25 protein-coding genes are annotated in these 13,879 nt (G+C 35.4%); all 25 read right to left on the reverse strand.

What is annotated here, in order from left to right; translation table 11 throughout:
* Positions 1-43 precede the first annotated feature (43 nt).
* Positions 44-1,333, reverse strand: a complete 1,290-nt coding sequence (gene eno, locus C1X07_RS15650; RefSeq protein WP_103070982.1) for a phosphopyruvate hydratase — start codon at positions 1,331-1,333, stop codon at positions 44-46.
* Between the two features lie 196 nt (positions 1,334-1,529).
* Entirely contained in the window at positions 1,530-2,639 is a 1,110-nt protein-coding gene (gene carA / locus C1X07_RS15655; RefSeq protein WP_103070983.1) for a glutamine-hydrolyzing carbamoyl-phosphate synthase small subunit, read from the reverse strand.
* 207 nt (positions 2,640-2,846) lie between these two features.
* Positions 2,847-3,323, reverse strand: a complete 477-nt coding sequence (rplQ, locus tag C1X07_RS15660; protein ID WP_103070984.1) for a 50S ribosomal protein L17 — start codon at positions 3,321-3,323, stop codon at positions 2,847-2,849.
* A 60-nt stretch (positions 3,324-3,383) separates the two neighbouring features.
* Complete coding sequence (locus C1X07_RS15665) at positions 3,384-4,376, reverse strand: DNA-directed RNA polymerase subunit alpha (protein ID WP_103070985.1); 993 nt, start codon at positions 4,374-4,376, stop codon at positions 3,384-3,386.
* A 23-nt stretch (positions 4,377-4,399) separates the two neighbouring features.
* Entirely contained in the window at positions 4,400-5,005 is a 606-nt protein-coding gene (gene rpsD / locus C1X07_RS15670; RefSeq protein ID WP_103070986.1) for a 30S ribosomal protein S4, read from the reverse strand.
* Between the two features lie 131 nt (positions 5,006-5,136).
* Positions 5,137-5,520: a 30S ribosomal protein S11 gene (gene rpsK / locus C1X07_RS15675; RefSeq protein WP_025666464.1), complete on the reverse strand. Its 384-nt coding sequence runs from the start codon at positions 5,518-5,520 to the stop codon at positions 5,137-5,139.
* 8 nt (positions 5,521-5,528) lie between these two features.
* Positions 5,529-5,903 (reverse strand): 30S ribosomal protein S13, encoded by a 375-nt coding sequence (rpsM, locus tag C1X07_RS15680; protein WP_103070987.1) that lies wholly within the window; start codon positions 5,901-5,903, stop codon positions 5,529-5,531.
* Positions 5,904-5,905: 2 nt separating this feature from the next.
* Entirely contained in the window at positions 5,906-6,022 is a 117-nt protein-coding gene (ykgO, locus tag C1X07_RS15685) for a type B 50S ribosomal protein L36 (RefSeq protein ID WP_013621733.1), read from the reverse strand.
* Between the two features lie 118 nt (positions 6,023-6,140).
* Positions 6,141-6,356 carry a translation initiation factor IF-1 gene (gene infA / locus C1X07_RS15690; RefSeq protein WP_008613577.1) on the reverse strand — a complete coding sequence of 72 codons (216 nt, stop codon included), beginning with the start codon at positions 6,354-6,356 and terminating at the stop codon, positions 6,141-6,143.
* Complete coding sequence (gene secY / locus C1X07_RS15695; RefSeq protein ID WP_103070988.1) at positions 6,356-7,693, reverse strand: preprotein translocase subunit SecY; 1,338 nt, start codon at positions 7,691-7,693, stop codon at positions 6,356-6,358. The genes infA and secY overlap by 1 nt, the downstream gene beginning before the upstream one ends.
* Before the next feature lie 10 nt (positions 7,694-7,703).
* Positions 7,704-8,156: a 50S ribosomal protein L15 gene (gene rplO / locus C1X07_RS15700; RefSeq protein ID WP_103070989.1), complete on the reverse strand. Its 453-nt coding sequence runs from the start codon at positions 8,154-8,156 to the stop codon at positions 7,704-7,706.
* Between the two features lie 9 nt (positions 8,157-8,165).
* Positions 8,166-8,345 (reverse strand): 50S ribosomal protein L30, encoded by a 180-nt coding sequence (gene rpmD / locus C1X07_RS15705; RefSeq protein ID WP_103070990.1) that lies wholly within the window; start codon positions 8,343-8,345, stop codon positions 8,166-8,168.
* A gap of 11 nt (positions 8,346-8,356) precedes the next feature.
* Positions 8,357-8,881, reverse strand: coding sequence for a 30S ribosomal protein S5 (rpsE, locus tag C1X07_RS15710; RefSeq protein WP_103070991.1), 525 nt, complete (start codon positions 8,879-8,881; stop codon positions 8,357-8,359).
* A gap of 6 nt (positions 8,882-8,887) precedes the next feature.
* Positions 8,888-9,244 carry a 50S ribosomal protein L18 gene (gene rplR, locus C1X07_RS15715; protein ID WP_103070992.1) on the reverse strand — a complete coding sequence of 119 codons (357 nt, stop codon included), beginning with the start codon at positions 9,242-9,244 and terminating at the stop codon, positions 8,888-8,890.
* Positions 9,245-9,255: 11 nt separating this feature from the next.
* Positions 9,256-9,798: a 50S ribosomal protein L6 gene (gene rplF, locus C1X07_RS15720; RefSeq protein WP_103070993.1), complete on the reverse strand. Its 543-nt coding sequence runs from the start codon at positions 9,796-9,798 to the stop codon at positions 9,256-9,258.
* A 22-nt stretch (positions 9,799-9,820) separates the two neighbouring features.
* Entirely contained in the window at positions 9,821-10,219 is a 399-nt protein-coding gene (gene rpsH / locus C1X07_RS15725; RefSeq protein ID WP_103070994.1) for a 30S ribosomal protein S8, read from the reverse strand.
* Between the two features lie 69 nt (positions 10,220-10,288).
* Complete coding sequence (gene rpsN / locus C1X07_RS15730) at positions 10,289-10,558, reverse strand: 30S ribosomal protein S14 (RefSeq protein WP_025666456.1); 270 nt, start codon at positions 10,556-10,558, stop codon at positions 10,289-10,291.
* 2 nt (positions 10,559-10,560) lie between these two features.
* Entirely contained in the window at positions 10,561-11,112 is a 552-nt protein-coding gene (rplE, locus tag C1X07_RS15735; protein WP_103070995.1) for a 50S ribosomal protein L5, read from the reverse strand.
* Between the two features lie 2 nt (positions 11,113-11,114).
* Complete coding sequence (gene rplX / locus C1X07_RS15740) at positions 11,115-11,426, reverse strand: 50S ribosomal protein L24 (RefSeq protein ID WP_103070996.1); 312 nt, start codon at positions 11,424-11,426, stop codon at positions 11,115-11,117.
* A gap of 14 nt (positions 11,427-11,440) precedes the next feature.
* Positions 11,441-11,809 carry a 50S ribosomal protein L14 gene (gene rplN, locus C1X07_RS15745; protein ID WP_027392543.1) on the reverse strand — a complete coding sequence of 123 codons (369 nt, stop codon included), beginning with the start codon at positions 11,807-11,809 and terminating at the stop codon, positions 11,441-11,443.
* Positions 11,810-11,811: 2 nt separating this feature from the next.
* The gene (rpsQ, locus tag C1X07_RS15750) at positions 11,812-12,069 is read right to left on the reverse strand and encodes a 30S ribosomal protein S17 (protein ID WP_025666453.1); all 258 of its coding nucleotides are present in this window, start codon (positions 12,067-12,069) and stop codon (positions 11,812-11,814) included.
* Positions 12,070-12,081: 12 nt separating this feature from the next.
* Complete coding sequence (gene rpmC, locus C1X07_RS15755; protein ID WP_024770872.1) at positions 12,082-12,276, reverse strand: 50S ribosomal protein L29; 195 nt, start codon at positions 12,274-12,276, stop codon at positions 12,082-12,084.
* Positions 12,277-12,289: 13 nt separating this feature from the next.
* Entirely contained in the window at positions 12,290-12,709 is a 420-nt protein-coding gene (gene rplP / locus C1X07_RS15760) for a 50S ribosomal protein L16 (RefSeq protein ID WP_025666451.1), read from the reverse strand.
* Between the two features lie 20 nt (positions 12,710-12,729).
* Positions 12,730-13,455 (reverse strand): 30S ribosomal protein S3, encoded by a 726-nt coding sequence (rpsC, locus tag C1X07_RS15765; protein ID WP_103070997.1) that lies wholly within the window; start codon positions 13,453-13,455, stop codon positions 12,730-12,732.
* An 8-nt stretch (positions 13,456-13,463) separates the two neighbouring features.
* Positions 13,464-13,871, reverse strand: a complete 408-nt coding sequence (rplV, locus tag C1X07_RS15770) for a 50S ribosomal protein L22 (RefSeq protein ID WP_103070998.1) — start codon at positions 13,869-13,871, stop codon at positions 13,464-13,466.
* Positions 13,872-13,879 lie beyond the last annotated feature (8 nt).

The following is a 13,879-nucleotide window of genomic DNA, read 5'->3' on the forward strand; positions in this document are numbered from 1 at the left end:
CCATCTTCTCAGATGGTCTCTTTGGGTCACTAATTATATGACTTTATTTTACTTTAAAAGCGTTCTCTTTTGGATAATAAGCTACACTTCCCAACTCCTCTTCAATACGAAGTAGTTGGTTGTATTTTGCCATTCTATCACTACGAGAAGCTGATCCTGTTTTTATTTGCCCTGTATTCAATGCCACCGCCAAATCAGCAATAGTATTATCCTCTGTCTCACCAGATCGATGTGACATCACAGAAGTATATCCAGCATTATGCGCCATATTAACTGCTGCAATTGTTTCTGTAAGGGTTCCTATTTGATTCACTTTAATAAGTATTGAGTTTGCAATACCATTTTCGATTCCTCGAGAAAGTCTTTCAACATTTGTTACAAACAAATCATCACCTACTAACTGAACCTTGTCTCCTACTTTATCAGTAAGATATTTCCAGCCATCCCAATCATTTTCATCCATACCATCTTCTATAGACACAATCGGGTACTTTGAAGCCAAAGATGCCAGATAATCTGCTTGTTCCTCACTAGTACGTATTACTCCTTTATCTCCTTCAAATTTTGTGTAATCGTATTTTCCATCAACAAAAAACTCAGCCGCAGCACAATCCAAAGCTACCATCACTTCATCACCAAACTTATAGCCAGCTTTTTCTACTGCAAGAGCTATAGAATCCAATGCATCTTCTGTACCTTCTAAAGTTGGGGCAAACCCTCCTTCATCACCTACAGCGGTACTCAATCCACGGTCATGCAGTACTTTTTTAAGGTTATGAAAAATCTCAGTTCCCATTTGCATTGCTTGTGTAAAGTTTTCTGCTTTTACAGGCATTACCATAAATTCTTGAAATGCAATTGGAGCATCACTATGCGATCCACCATTGATTATATTCATCATAGGCACTGGTAAAGTATTAGCACTTACACCACCTACATAACGATACAAAGGCATTCCCAATTCATTTGCAGCTGCTTTAGCGATAGCCAATGAAACTCCTAATATAGCATTTGCACCAAGTTTTGACTTGTTAGGAGTACCATCTAATTCGATCATAGTTTGATCTAACAAATTCTGATCAAATATAGAATACCCTAATAACTCTTCAGCAATTATTGTATTAACATTTTCAACAGCCTTAAGAACTCCTTTGCCCATATAGTCTTTACCTCCATCTCGCAACTCTACCGCTTCATGTTCTCCGGTAGATGCCCCAGAAGGTACAGCTGCTCTTCCTAAAACACCATTTTCGGTAATCACGTCTACTTCTACAGTTGGGTTACCACGTGAATCTAAGATTTGTCTAGCGTGAATATTAATAATTACACTCATGTTTTAAATTTATTTGTTGGATAATTTTAATTCTTCGCAATATACAAAACCAGTAAATTTTAATCCCTTGAAAAAAACCATAATTTACTACAGAAATTACAATATAACAGCCAAGTTATTAACTATAACGTTATAAATTAATACTTGCTAAAAATGAAATATATAACACTAAAACGATCCAAGTTTTTTTATTATTCTATTGTTTTGATTTTTTTATATTTTCTATAAACTGATCAAACAGGTATGTTGAATCATTTGGTCCTGGACTTGCTTCGGGATGATACTGTACAGAAAAACAATTTTTATTTTTCATTTTAATTCCCGCAACCGTATCATCATTAAGATGCACATGAGTTATCTCTACATCAGGATGGTTTTCTGTCTCTTCTCTTTGAATTGCAAAACCATGATTCTGAGATGTAATTTCCCCCTTTGTGGTGATCAAATTCTTTACCGGGTGATTTATACCTCTATGTCCATTATGCATTTTATAGGTACTAATCCCATTAGCTAATGCTATCACTTGATGCCCCAAACAAATACCAAATAATGGTAAATCTTTTTCTAAAATTTTCTTTGCTGTGTCAATTGCTTGAGTCAATGGCTCAGGATCTCCAGGTCCATTAGACAAAAAATATCCATCTGGTCCCCATTCGCTCATTTCATCAAATGTTGAATCGTACGGAAACACCTTTATATAAGCGTCTCTTTTTGCAAGATTTCTTAAAATATTTTTCTTTATTCCTATGTCCAAGGCTGAAACCTTATACGTAGCTTTAGGATCTCCTACAAAATAAGGCTCGGTAGTAGAGACTTTGGAAGCCAACTCCAATCCATTCATATCCGGAACCGCAGCTAACTCTTTCTTTAGGTCATCTATCTTATCTACTTCTGTAGAAATAACCGCATTCATAGCTCCATTATCTCTAATATAACTTACTAAAGCTCTAGTATCTACATCAGAAATTGCTAGAAGATTATGTTTAGCCAAAAAGTCTTGCAAGGAACTATCAGCTAGATCCCTAGAATACTCATAGCTAAAATTCTTAACTATCAAACCTGCTATTTTAATTGAATCTGATTCAATTTCTTCTTCATTAGTTCCATAATTACCAATATGCGCATTAGTTGTTACCATTAACTGCCCATAATACGACGGATCCGTGAAAATTTCCTGATACCCTGTCATACCAGTATTAAAACATACTTCGCCAAAGGCGCTACCTTCTCTTCCAACGGCTTTACCATGAAAAATGGTTCCATCGGCTAATAAAAGAATTGCTTTTTTTCGAGATTGATACTTCATCTGTTTGTAAATATTGTTTTTAATCGTAAGATTTTATTTTTATAGCGAATACTTTAATCAAATTTTCTATATCACTATAATCACACTATCTAAATTTATTTGGTACTAAGATTTCCTAAAATGGAATTTTTTTTAAAAATGTTCAAAAAAAAAGGATAAACGGCGAACGTTTATCCTTTTATATTATGTGCGATTCGCATCATTCATTTACTCTTCTTCAGAACTAGGAGTTTCAGCAACTGGTGCTACAGCTGGAGCTTTTCCAGACTTTTTACCACCTCTTCTTCTAGATTTCTTCTTAGCAGGTTTACCAGCATTATAAAGCTCATTGTAATCTACCAATTCGATCATTGCCATATCAGCATTATCTCCAAGACGATTTCCTAGTTTAATAATTCTTGTATATCCTCCAGGTCTATCTCCTACTTTAGGAGCTACATCTCTAAACAATTCTGTTACTGCATACTTATTACGCAATCTACTAAAAACAATACGACGATTATGCGTTGTATCCTCTTTCGACTTGGTAACTAACGGCTCTACAAACTGCTTTAACGCTTTAGCTTTAGCAACTGTAGTATTAATTCTTTTATGCTCAATTAAAGAGCAAGCCATATTAGCAAGCATTGCCTTGCGATGCGCTGTTTTTCTACCTAAGTGATTTACTTTTTTTCCGTGTCTCATGACATTTAATTTTAATCATCATCTTGCTACAACCCTCTTTGGGGAGCAAAATATGATAGATTAGTCTTTATCTAGTTTATATTTCGAAAGATCCATACCAAAGTTAAGTCCCTTTACATTCACTAGCTCTTCTAGCTCAGTTAAAGATTTCTTACCAAAGTTACGGAACTTCATTAAGTCATTCTTATTGTAAGATACTAAATCTCCTAATGTATCAACTTCTGCAGCTTTTAAACAATTTAATGCACGTACAGATAGATCCATATCGATCAATTTAGTTTTTAACAACTGTCTCATGTGAAGTGATTCTTCATCATAAGTTTCTGTTTGTGCAATCTCATCAGCTTCTAATGTTATACGCTCATCCGAGAACAACATAAAGTGATGTATTAGTATTTTTGCAGCTTCTGTTAATGCATCTTTAGGATGAATAGATCCATCAGTTACAATTTCGAAAACTAATTTTTCGTAATCTGTTTTTTGCTCTACACGATAATTCTCAATGCTATATTTAACATTTTTAATTGGAGTGTAAATAGAGTCTGTAAAAATGGTTCCTATAGGAGCGTTAGCCTTCTTGTTTTCCTCTGCAGGAACATAACCTCTACCTTTTTCAATAGTGATTTCAAGATTAAGAGCTACTTTTTTATCCATATTACAGATAACAAGATCAGGATTTAATACTTGGAATCCAGAAATAAACTTCTGAAAATCTCCAGCTGTTAATTGCTCTTGCCCTGAAATAGAAATGGTAACAGATTCGTTATCTATATCTTCGATTTGACGTTTAAAACGAACTTGTTTAAGATTTAAGATTATTTCTGTAACATCTTCTACCACTCCAGCGATTGTAGAGAATTCATGATCTACACCTTCTATTCTAAGAGAAGTTATAGCGAATCCCTCTAAAGAAGATAGCAAAACTCTTCGTAAAGCGTTACCAACCGTTAATCCATATCCTGGTTCTAATGGTCTAAATTCGAATTTACCATCGAACTCAGTAGAGTCGATCATGATAACTTTATCGGGCTTCTGAAAATTTAATATTGCCATGTTATTGTTTCTTCTTAGAGTTATTACTTAGAGTATAATTCGACGATGAATTGTTCATTAATGTTTTCCGGAATTTGAATTCTAGCCGGAACAGATACAAATGTACCTTCTTTAGTATCATTATTAAAAGTAATCCACTCATACACTTTACTATTATTAGCAAGTGAGTTTTGAATTACTTCAAGTGATTTTGATTTTTCTCTAACTCCAACAACATCTCCTGCTTTCAATTGGTAAGAAGGAATATTCACTTGTTTTCCGTTAACCGTTATATGCCTGTGAGAAACCAACTGTCTAGCACCACTACGCGAATTAGAAAGTCCCATTCTATAAGCTACGTTATCCAAACGAGATTCACAAAGTTGAAGTAACACTTCACCAGTAATACCTTGTGAGCGCGTTGCTTTTTCGAACATATTACGGAATTGACGTTCTAAAACACCGTAGGTATATTTAGCTTTTTGCTTTTCCATTAATTGGATTGCATACTCACTTTTTTTACCTCTACGTCTGTTATTTCCGTGTTGTCCTGGAGGGTAATTTCTTTTTTCGAATGACTTATCGTCTCCGAAGATCGCTTCTCCAAATTTACGAGCGATTTTTGTTTTTGGACCAGTATATCTTGCCATTAGTAATAATTTAGTTATTGAGGGCGATTCATGAATTAAGGTCTCTTTCCTTCATAAATCAGTTTCCCTCTTTTAGATTTACTTATTGTTAATTATATAAAAAGATCCCGAAATAAAATTCGGGATAAGAATTACACTCTACGTCTTTTTGGAGGACGACATCCATTATGTGGCATTGGAGTTACATCAATTATTTCTGAAACTTCAATTCCTGAATTATGAAGAGAACGTATTGCAGATTCTCTACCATTACCTGGTCCTTTAACGTATACTTTCACTTTCTTAAGCCCTGCTTCGATAGCAACTTTAGAGGCATCCTCTGCAGCTAATTGGGCTGCATAAGGAGTATTCTTCTTAGAACCTCTAAATCCCATTTTACCAGCAGAAGACCATGAAATAACGTCTCCCTTTTTATTTGTTAACGAAATAATAATGTTGTTAAAAGAAGCTGTTACATGTGCCTCTCCTACAGATTCAACTATTACTTTACGTTTTTTTGAAGTTGACTTTGCCATACTACTTATTATTTAGTCGCTTTTTTCTTGTTAGCAACAGTTTTTCTTCTTCCTTTACGTGTTCTAGAGTTATTCTTAGTACGTTGTCCTCTAAGTGGTAAACCAGCTCTATGACGTATACCTCTATAGCATCCTATATCCATAAGACGCTTGATGTTTAACTGTACTTCAGAACGTAATTCTCCTTCTATGGTATAGCTTCCAACAGCTTCACGAATACGACCGATCTGGTCATCATCCCAATCAGAAACTTTTATACTTTCATCTACTTTGGCAGACGCTAAAATTTCTTTAGCTCTACTTCTACCAATTCCGAAGATATAGGTTAATGCTATAACTCCTCGCTTTTGTTTAGGTATATCTACCCCTGCAATTCTTGCCATAATTACCCTTGTCTTTGTTTAAATCTAGGATTCTTTTTATTAATTACGTAAAGTCGGCCTTTTCTACGTACAATCTTGCACTCGGCACTTCTCTTTTTTATTGATGCTCTAACTTTCATCTCTTTGTTTTTTATTTCCAAAATATGCAAAACACATACTTCGAAAGGGATCAGTAACAAGATTTTTCAGCCCGCAAAAGTACACAAAAAATCTTAATTAACTAATATTAATACAATATTAATATCTATATGTTATACGAGCCTTTGTTAAATCATAAGGACTCATTTCTAATTTCACCTTATCACCAGGTAATAATTTTATATAATGCATACGCATTTTACCTGAGATATGAGCTGTCACTACGTGACCATTCTCTAGCTCTACACGAAACATAGCATTTGACAATGCTTCGATAATACTTCCATCTTGTTCTATTGCCGGTTGTTTTGCCATTATGCTACTGCTTTACGGTTTTTACCAGTTTTCATCAATCCATCATAATGCCTGTTAAGCAAGTATGAATTAACTTGTTGCATTGTATCTATAGCTACCCCAACCATAATTAGTAATGAGGTACCACCGAAAAACAATGCCCAACCTTGTTGTACATTTAATAATTTAACAGCAACAGCAGGAAATATAGCGATTAATGCTAAAAATATAGATCCCGGTAGTGTAATCTGAGACATAATCTTGTCCAAATATTCAGAAGTTTCACTTCCAGGACGTATCCCAGGAATAAAACCTCCACTACGTTTTAGATCATCTGCCATCTTGTTTGTAGGCACCGTAATTGCAGTATAGAAATATGTAAATATTATAATCAACAATGCAAATACAAGGTTATACCAAAATCCAAAGATATCACTAAACGCAGCTTTTACACCTTGTGACATTTCTGAATCTGATAATCCAGCAACTGCAACAGGCACAAACATAATTGCTTGAGCAAAGATGATCGGCATTACTCCTGATGCGTTTAACTTTAACGGAATATACTGACGAGAACCGAAAACATTTTTTTCGTATCCACCGCCAGCAGTTCTTCTTGCATATTGTACCGGTATCTGACGCACAGCCATTACCAATAGCACTGAAGCTAAAATAATAACAAACCAGATAACCAACTCTATTAAAACCATAATCATTCCTCCGCCATCTCCAGAAGTTCTGGATGCAAAATTTTGCACGAATGATTGTGGTAAAGTAGCAATAATACCTACCATAATTAATAAAGAAATACCGTTACCTATACCTTTATCAGTAATTTTCTCACCTAGCCACATTGCAAAAACACAACCTGTAGATATGATAATTACAGAAGATACAACAAAAACGGTTTGATTAGGAATCACAAAGGCTTCTGCCGGTAATGTTGCAAACAAATTATAAATATACCCAGGTCCCTGAACTAGAGTAATGGCAATAGTTAACCAACGTGTAATCTGGTTAATCTTTTTTCTACCACTTTCTCCTTCTTTTTGTAGTTTCTGTAAATAAGGAATTGCAATTCCCATCAACTGAACTACAATCGAAGCAGAGATATAAGGCATAATACCAAGTGCAAATACAGAAGCATTTGCAAAAGCTCCTCCCGTAAATGCATTAAGCAATCCCAATATACCATCCTGAGTCTGCGTACCAAGGTTTGCTAATTCTGAAGCATCTATTCCAGGAAGTACAATCTGTGCTCCAAATCGATATACCAAAAGCAACCCTAGTGTAACTAGGATTCTATTTTTTAGTTCTTCGATTTTCCAAACGTTTTTTATTGTATCAATAAATTTCATGAATCGTTTATTATAAGGTTACTGCTTCACCACCTGCTGCTTCTATAGCAGCTTTTGCAGTGGCTGTGAATTTATGAGCTGAGACTTTTAGCTTTGCCTTTAATTCTCCTCTCCCCAGTATCTTAACCAAATCATTTTTTCCAGCAAGGCGTGTACTTAAAATCACTTCTAGATCTACAGTATCTTTAATTTTTCCATCATCTACTAATTTTTGTAGTGTGTCTAGATTAATTCCTTGATACTCTTTTCTATTAATATTCTTAAATCCAAATTTTGGCACACGTCTTTGAAGTGGCATTTGCCCACCTTCAAAACCGATCTTTTTAGAATACCCAGAACGTGATTTTGCTCCTTTATGACCACGAGTAGCAGTTCCTCCTTTTCCGGAACCTTGTCCACGACCTACTCGCTTACTATTATTTTTTACCGAACCTGCAGCAGGTTTTAAGTTACTTAAATCCATGTGCTTTTATTATTTTGTTTCTACCGAAACTAAATGTTTAACTTTATTTACCATCCCTAGGATATTAGGAGTATCTTCATGCTCCACAACCTGGCCGATCTTTTTAAGACCTAGAGCCTCTAAGGTTCTCTTTTGTCTCTGAGTACGATTAATCGCACTTTTTACTTTAGTAATTTTAATCTTTGCCATCGTTCCTAATTTTATCCTTTAAACACTTTTTCTAGTGAAACACCTCTTTGAATCGCTACTTGCTGCGCACTACGCATTTGTAACAAAGCATCGAAAGTTGCTTTCACCACATTATGTGGGTTAGACGATCCTTGGTTCTTAGAAAGTACATCATGTACTCCTACTGATTCTAATACCGCACGAATAGCACCACCAGCAATTACCCCGGTACCCGTTGCAGCAGGCATAAGCAATACTCTCGCTCCACCATACTTACCTTTTTGTTCATGTGGCAAAGTACCTTTATGTAAAGGAATTCGAACCAGGTTCTTCTTTGCATCTTCTACTGCCTTAGCAATTGCTTCGGCAACTTCTTTAGATTTTCCTAAACCATGACCAACAACACCATTTTCGTCTCCTACAACAACGATTGCAGAGAATCCAAATGCCCTACCTCCTTTAGTAACTTTAGTTACACGTTGTACACCAACTAAACGGTCCTTAAGTTCAAGTCCACTTGGTTTTACTAATTCTGCGTTTTTATATTTTTGATACATAATTTCTTAGAATTTAAGTCCTGCTTCTCTAGCACCGTCTGCTAATGATTTTACTCTACCGTGATACAAATATCCTCCTCTATCAAAAGATACTGCTTCAATACCAGCTTTCTTAGCTTTTTCAGCAAGTGCTTTTCCTACCAAGTTTGCCTTTTCTATTTTATTTCCAGTTGCCGAAGCAATGTCCTTATCTCTTGAAGAAGCAGCACCGATTGTTTTACCAGTTACATCATCTATGATCTGAGCATAGATTTCTTTATTACTTCTAAAAACAGATAATCTAGGTCGTTGCTCTGTTCCGTTTACACTACCACGGATACGCTTTCTTATCTTTAATCTTCTTGACTCTTTTGAGAATGCCATAACGTTAGTTATTATGCAGATTTACCTGCTTTTCTTCTTAATTGTTCTCCTACGAATTTGATTCCTTTCCCTTTATAAGGCTCTGGCTTACGGAAGCTTCTAATTTTAGCAGCTATCTGTCCAACCAATTGCTTATCGTGAGAAGTTAATTTTACGATAGGGTTTTTACCTTTTTCTGAAATAGTTTCAACCTTAACCTCTGGAGCTAAGTCTAATACTATATTGTGGGAGAATCCTAAAGCCAAATCTAATTTTTGACCTTGATTAGAAGCTCTATAACCAACTCCGACTAATTCTAATTCTTTAGTATAACCTTCAGAAACACCAACTACCATATTATTAATCAAAGCTCGGTATAATCCATGCTTTGCTTTATGATCTTTGATATCACTAGGTCTTTCAAGAACTACTTGACCTTCTTCTACTTTCACACCGATACTATCGATTTCTTGAGAAAGCTCTCCTAATTTTCCTTTAACAGTAACAACATTACCTGTCACTTCAACAGTGACACCAGACGGAATAGTTACTGGATTTTTTCCTATTCTTGACATTTTTTTCTTGTCTTTTATACTGTTAATAAACGTAGCAAAGCACTTCTCCACCTACATTCTCTTGCTTAGCACGCTTACCGGTCATTACACCGTGAGAAGTAGAAACTATCGCTATACCTAATCCATTAAGAATTCTAGGAATATCATTAGACCCTGCATACTTACGTAAACCTGGTTTACTAATTCTTTGTAATTCTTTAATTACTGGTTCTTTAGTTAATTTATCGTACTTAAGTGCGATTTTGATAGTACCTTGTGTTGTATTATCTTCAAACTTATAACTTAAAATATATCCTTGATCGAATAATATTTTAGTGATTTCTTTTTTAACCTTCGAAGCTGGTATCTCAACCACTCTGTGTTGAGCACTATTCGCATTACGAATTCTGGTTAAATAATCTGCTATAGGATCTGTATTCATTGTGTCTAATTTATGGTTTTGGTTTTCAACTTAATTGTCGAACCTTAAACCAATTAATTTTCTTTATTATTACCAACTAGCTTTAGTTACTCCTGGAATTAATCCTTTGTTAGCCATCTCTCTGAAAGTTACACGAGAAATTCCAAACTGACGCATATATCCTTTTGGTCTTCCTGTTAACTTACAACGATTATGCTTACGGATAGGAGAAGCATTTTTAGGCAATTTTTGTAATGCTTCGTAATCACCAGCTTCTTTTAAAGCTTTGCGTTTTTCTGCATATTTTGCCACAGTTTTAGCTCTCTTCACCTCACGGGCTTTCATTGATTCTTTAGCCATAATTAATTCTTTTTAAAAGGTAATCCTAGTTCGGTTAACAATGATTTTGCTTCTTTATCGGTTTTAGCCGAAGTTTCGAAAGTAATATTCATTCCAGATATCTTATTTACTTTATCAATATCGATCTCTGGGAAAATAATTTGTTCAGTAATACCTAATGAGTAATTACCTCTTCCATCAAAACCTGTTGCTTTTATTCCGTTAAAATCTCTTACACGTGGTAACGCTGAAGTAATCAAACGATCTAAAAACTCATACATTCTTTCTCCTCTTAACGTAACTTTAGCACCAATTGGCATTCCTTTACGTAATTTGAAAGAGGCAACATCCTTTTTAGAAATTGTTGCTATAGCTTTTTGACCTGTTATATTTGTTAATTCATCAACTGCGTAATCGATTAACTTTTTATCAGCTACTGCTGCACCTATCCCTTTACTTAAAACTATTTTTTTAAGTTTTGGAACCTGCATTACATTATCATAGCTGAATTCTTCGGTAAGAGCAGACACTACTTTGTCTTTATACTCTTGTTTTAATCTTGGGATATAAGCCATAATTATATTACTTCATTAGATTTTTTAGAAAATCTTACTTTCTTATCTCCTTCTACTCTATACCCAACTCTTGTTGTTTCACCTTTGGCGGTTAACAATGATAAGTTAGAAATATGAATAGGTGCTTCTTGCTTTACAATACCTCCTTGTGGATTGGCAGCACTAGGCTTTTGGTGTTTTGACACCATATTTACGCCTTCCACAATCGCTTTGTTCTTATCTTTCAGTACTTTCTGTACTACGCCTTCTTGACCTTTATTGTCACCTGCGACAACTCGTACAGTATCTCCTGATTTTATTTTTAGCTTTGTCATCTTCACTACTTTTATTAAAGCACTTCTGGCGCTAGTGAAACAATCTTCATGAATTGCTTATCACGAAGTTCTCTTGCAACAGGACCAAAAACACGAGTTCCTCTCATTTCGCCAGCAGGATTCAATAGAACACATGCATTATCATCGAAACGAATATAAGAACCATCTGGTCTGCGCACTTCTTTCTTAGTACGAACAACAACTGCGGTTGAAACTGCTCCTTTTTTAATGTTTCCATTAGGAGTTGCTTCTTTAACACTGACAACGATCTTGTCACCTACAGAGGCGTATCTTCTTTTTGTACCACCTAAAACACGGATAACTAAAACTTCTTTACCTCCTGTATTATCGGCTACTTTTAATCTAGACTCTTGTTGTACCATAATTACTTCGCTCTTTCAATTACTTCTACTAATCTCCAGCACTTGGTTTTACTCAAAGGTCTTGTTTCCATGATCTTTACAGTATCACCAATATTGCAGTCGTTTTTCTCGTCGTGTGCAACGTATTTTTTCGTTTTTAACACGAACTTTCCGTACATCGGGTGTTTTACTTTTTTAACTTCGGCAACTACAATTGATTTTTGCATTTTGTTGCTAGTCACAACCCCTATACGCTCTTTTCTTAAATTTCTTTTTTCCATCTTTCAGCAGAATTAACCGTTTAATTCTCTTTTTGTTAGCTCTGTAGCCATTCTTGCAATAGATCTTCTAACCTTACGCAATTGTAAAGGATTCTCTAATGGAGACATAGCGTGAGCCATTCTTAAATCTGAATACGCTTTCTGAGTTTTACCAAGTTCCTCTTGTAATTCAGCTGTAGATAATTCTTTTACTTCTGATTGTTTCATAGTCTCTCAAATATTAAGCTTGATAATCTCTAGCTACGATAAACTTAGTTTTTACAGGAAGCTTCTGAGCTGCCAGACGAAGAGCTTCTTTAGCTACGTCGTAAGGCACTCCACTTATTTCAAATAATATTCTTCCTGGTTTTACTACTGCTGCCCAATACTCTACAGCACCTTTTCCTTTACCCATACGTACTTCAAGAGGTTTCTTAGTTATAGGCTTGTCTGGGAAAATTTTAATCCACAGAGATCCTTCTCTTTTCATATAACGAGTAGCAGAAATACGAGCTGCTTCTATTTGTCTAGCAGTAACAAAACTTGAATCTAATGATTTAATTCCGAAAGTTCCGTTTGAAAGCGTGTGTCCTCTTTGAGAAAGACCTTTCATACGTCCTTTTTGTTGTTTACGGAATTTTGTTCTTTTAGGCTGTAACATTGTTAATTTACTTTAAAAAATTACTTTCTACGACGTGATTTATTATTTCCACCACTTCGTCCACCTCGGTCACCTTTTCCTTGTTTTTTGGATAATCCAACCAAAGGAGAAAGCTCTCTCTTACCATATACTTCACCTTTCATGATCCATACTTTAACACCCAATCTACCGTAAGTAGTGTGTGCTTCTACTAAAGCATAATCTATGTCAGCTCTAAATGTTGATAAAGGAATACGACCTTCTTTATAAGACTCTGAACGTGCCATTTCTGCACCATTCAAACGTCCTGAAATCTGAATTTTGATCCCTTCTGCATTCATTCTTATTGCAGCCGCAATAGCCATCTTAATAGCACGACGATATGAAATACGACTTTCTATTTGTCTTGCTACGCTAGATCCTACTAAGAATGCATCAAGTTCTGGTCTCTTGATTTCAAAAATATTGATCTGTACTTCTTTTTCAGTAATCTTCTTAAGCTCTTCTTTTAACTTGTCTACCTCCTGTCCACCTTTTCCGATAATGATACCAGGTCTGGCAGTGGTGATAGTAACGGTTACAAGTTTAAGCGTTCGCTCAATAATTACTCTAGATACACTAGCTTTTGATAAACGTGCGTGTACATACTTTCTAATCTTATCGTCTTCGGCAAGTTTATCACCGTAGTCATTACCTCCATACCAGTTGGACTCCCATCCTCTGATGATACCAAGGCGATTTCCGATTGGATTTGTCTTCTGTCCCATAGTTTATATTAGCTTTGTGTATTATTGTTTGCTGCAACCACGATTGTCACGTGATTAGAGCGTTTTCTTATTCTATGTGCTCGACCCTGTGGAGCAGGACGAAGTCTTTTTAACATACTTCCTCCATCTACACGAATCTCTTTGATAAAAAGATCAGCATCTTCAATGCTTGCGTCTTCATTTTTCGCTTGCCAATTAGCTATTGCAGAAAGCAATAACTTCTCTAAACGACGTGATGCTTCTTTAGGGTTAAATCTAAGAATATGAAGCGCCTTTTCAACTTTTTCACCACGTATTAAATCCGTTACTAAACGCATTTTGCGAGGTGACGTAGGGCAGTTATTAAGTTTAGCAAAAGCAATTTGCTTTTTCTCCTCCTTAATTCTGTCTGCCATTTCTCTTTTACGAACTCCCATGACTTAAA

The organism is Aquimarina sediminis (genome assembly GCF_002895435.1).
GTDB classification, from domain to species: Bacteria; Bacteroidota; Bacteroidia; order Flavobacteriales; family Flavobacteriaceae; genus Aquimarina; species Aquimarina sediminis.

Bases quoted from the DNA above. Each gene is read 5' to 3' on its own strand.
- eno (WP_103070982.1), bottom strand. From the start codon at position 1,333: ATGAGTGTAATTATTAATATTCACGCTAGACAAATCTTAGATTCACGT.
- carA (WP_103070983.1), bottom strand. From the start codon at position 2,639: ATGAAGTATCAATCTCGAAAAAAAGCAATTCTTTTATTAGCCGATGGA.
- rplQ (WP_103070984.1), bottom strand. From the start codon at position 3,323: ATGAGACACGGAAAAAAAGTAAATCACTTAGGTAGAAAAACAGCGCAT.
- C1X07_RS15665 (WP_103070985.1), bottom strand. From the start codon at position 4,376: ATGGCAATATTAAATTTTCAGAAGCCCGATAAAGTTATCATGATCGAC.
- rpsD (WP_103070986.1), bottom strand. From the start codon at position 5,005: ATGGCAAGATATACTGGTCCAAAAACAAAAATCGCTCGTAAATTTGGA.
- rpsK (WP_025666464.1), bottom strand. From the start codon at position 5,520: ATGGCAAAGTCAACTTCAAAAAAACGTAAAGTAATAGTTGAATCTGTA.
- rpsM (WP_103070987.1), bottom strand. From the start codon at position 5,903: ATGGCAAGAATTGCAGGGGTAGATATACCTAAACAAAAGCGAGGAGTT.
- ykgO (WP_013621733.1), bottom strand. From the start codon at position 6,022: ATGAAAGTTAGAGCATCAATAAAAAAGAGAAGTGCCGAGTGCAAGATT.
- infA (WP_008613577.1), bottom strand. From the start codon at position 6,356: ATGGCAAAACAACCGGCAATAGAACAAGATGGAAGTATTATCGAAGCA.
- secY (WP_103070988.1), bottom strand. From the start codon at position 7,693: ATGAAATTTATTGATACAATAAAAAACGTTTGGAAAATCGAAGAACTA.
- rplO (WP_103070989.1), bottom strand. From the start codon at position 8,156: ATGGATTTAAGTAACTTAAAACCTGCTGCAGGTTCGGTAAAAAATAAT.
- rpmD (WP_103070990.1), bottom strand. From the start codon at position 8,345: ATGGCAAAGATTAAAATTACTAAAGTAAAAAGTGCGATTAATCGTACT.
- rpsE (WP_103070991.1), bottom strand. From the start codon at position 8,881: ATGTATCAAAAATATAAAAACGCAGAATTAGTAAAACCAAGTGGACTT.
- rplR (WP_103070992.1), bottom strand. From the start codon at position 9,244: ATGGCATTCTCAAAAGAGTCAAGAAGATTAAAGATAAGAAAGCGTATC.
- rplF (WP_103070993.1), bottom strand. From the start codon at position 9,798: ATGTCAAGAATAGGAAAAAATCCAGTAACTATTCCGTCTGGTGTCACT.
- rpsH (WP_103070994.1), bottom strand. From the start codon at position 10,219: ATGAATACAGATCCTATAGCAGATTATTTAACCAGAATTCGTAATGCG.
- rpsN (WP_025666456.1), bottom strand. From the start codon at position 10,558: ATGGCTAAAGAATCAATGAAAGCCCGTGAGGTGAAGAGAGCTAAAACT.
- rplE (WP_103070995.1), bottom strand. From the start codon at position 11,112: ATGGCTTATATCCCAAGATTAAAACAAGAGTATAAAGACAAAGTAGTG.
- rplX (WP_103070996.1), bottom strand. From the start codon at position 11,426: ATGACAAAGCTAAAAATAAAATCAGGAGATACTGTACGAGTTGTCGCA.
- rplN (WP_027392543.1), bottom strand. From the start codon at position 11,809: ATGGTACAACAAGAGTCTAGATTAAAAGTAGCCGATAATACAGGAGGT.
- rpsQ (WP_025666453.1), bottom strand. From the start codon at position 12,069: ATGGAAAAAAGAAATTTAAGAAAAGAGCGTATAGGGGTTGTGACTAGC.
- rpmC (WP_024770872.1), bottom strand. From the start codon at position 12,276: ATGAAACAATCAGAAGTAAAAGAATTATCTACAGCTGAATTACAAGAG.
- rplP (WP_025666451.1), bottom strand. From the start codon at position 12,709: ATGTTACAGCCTAAAAGAACAAAATTCCGTAAACAACAAAAAGGACGT.
- rpsC (WP_103070997.1), bottom strand. From the start codon at position 13,455: ATGGGACAGAAGACAAATCCAATCGGAAATCGCCTTGGTATCATCAGA.
- rplV (WP_103070998.1), bottom strand. From the start codon at position 13,871: ATGGGAGTTCGTAAAAGAGAAATGGCAGACAGAATTAAGGAGGAGAAA.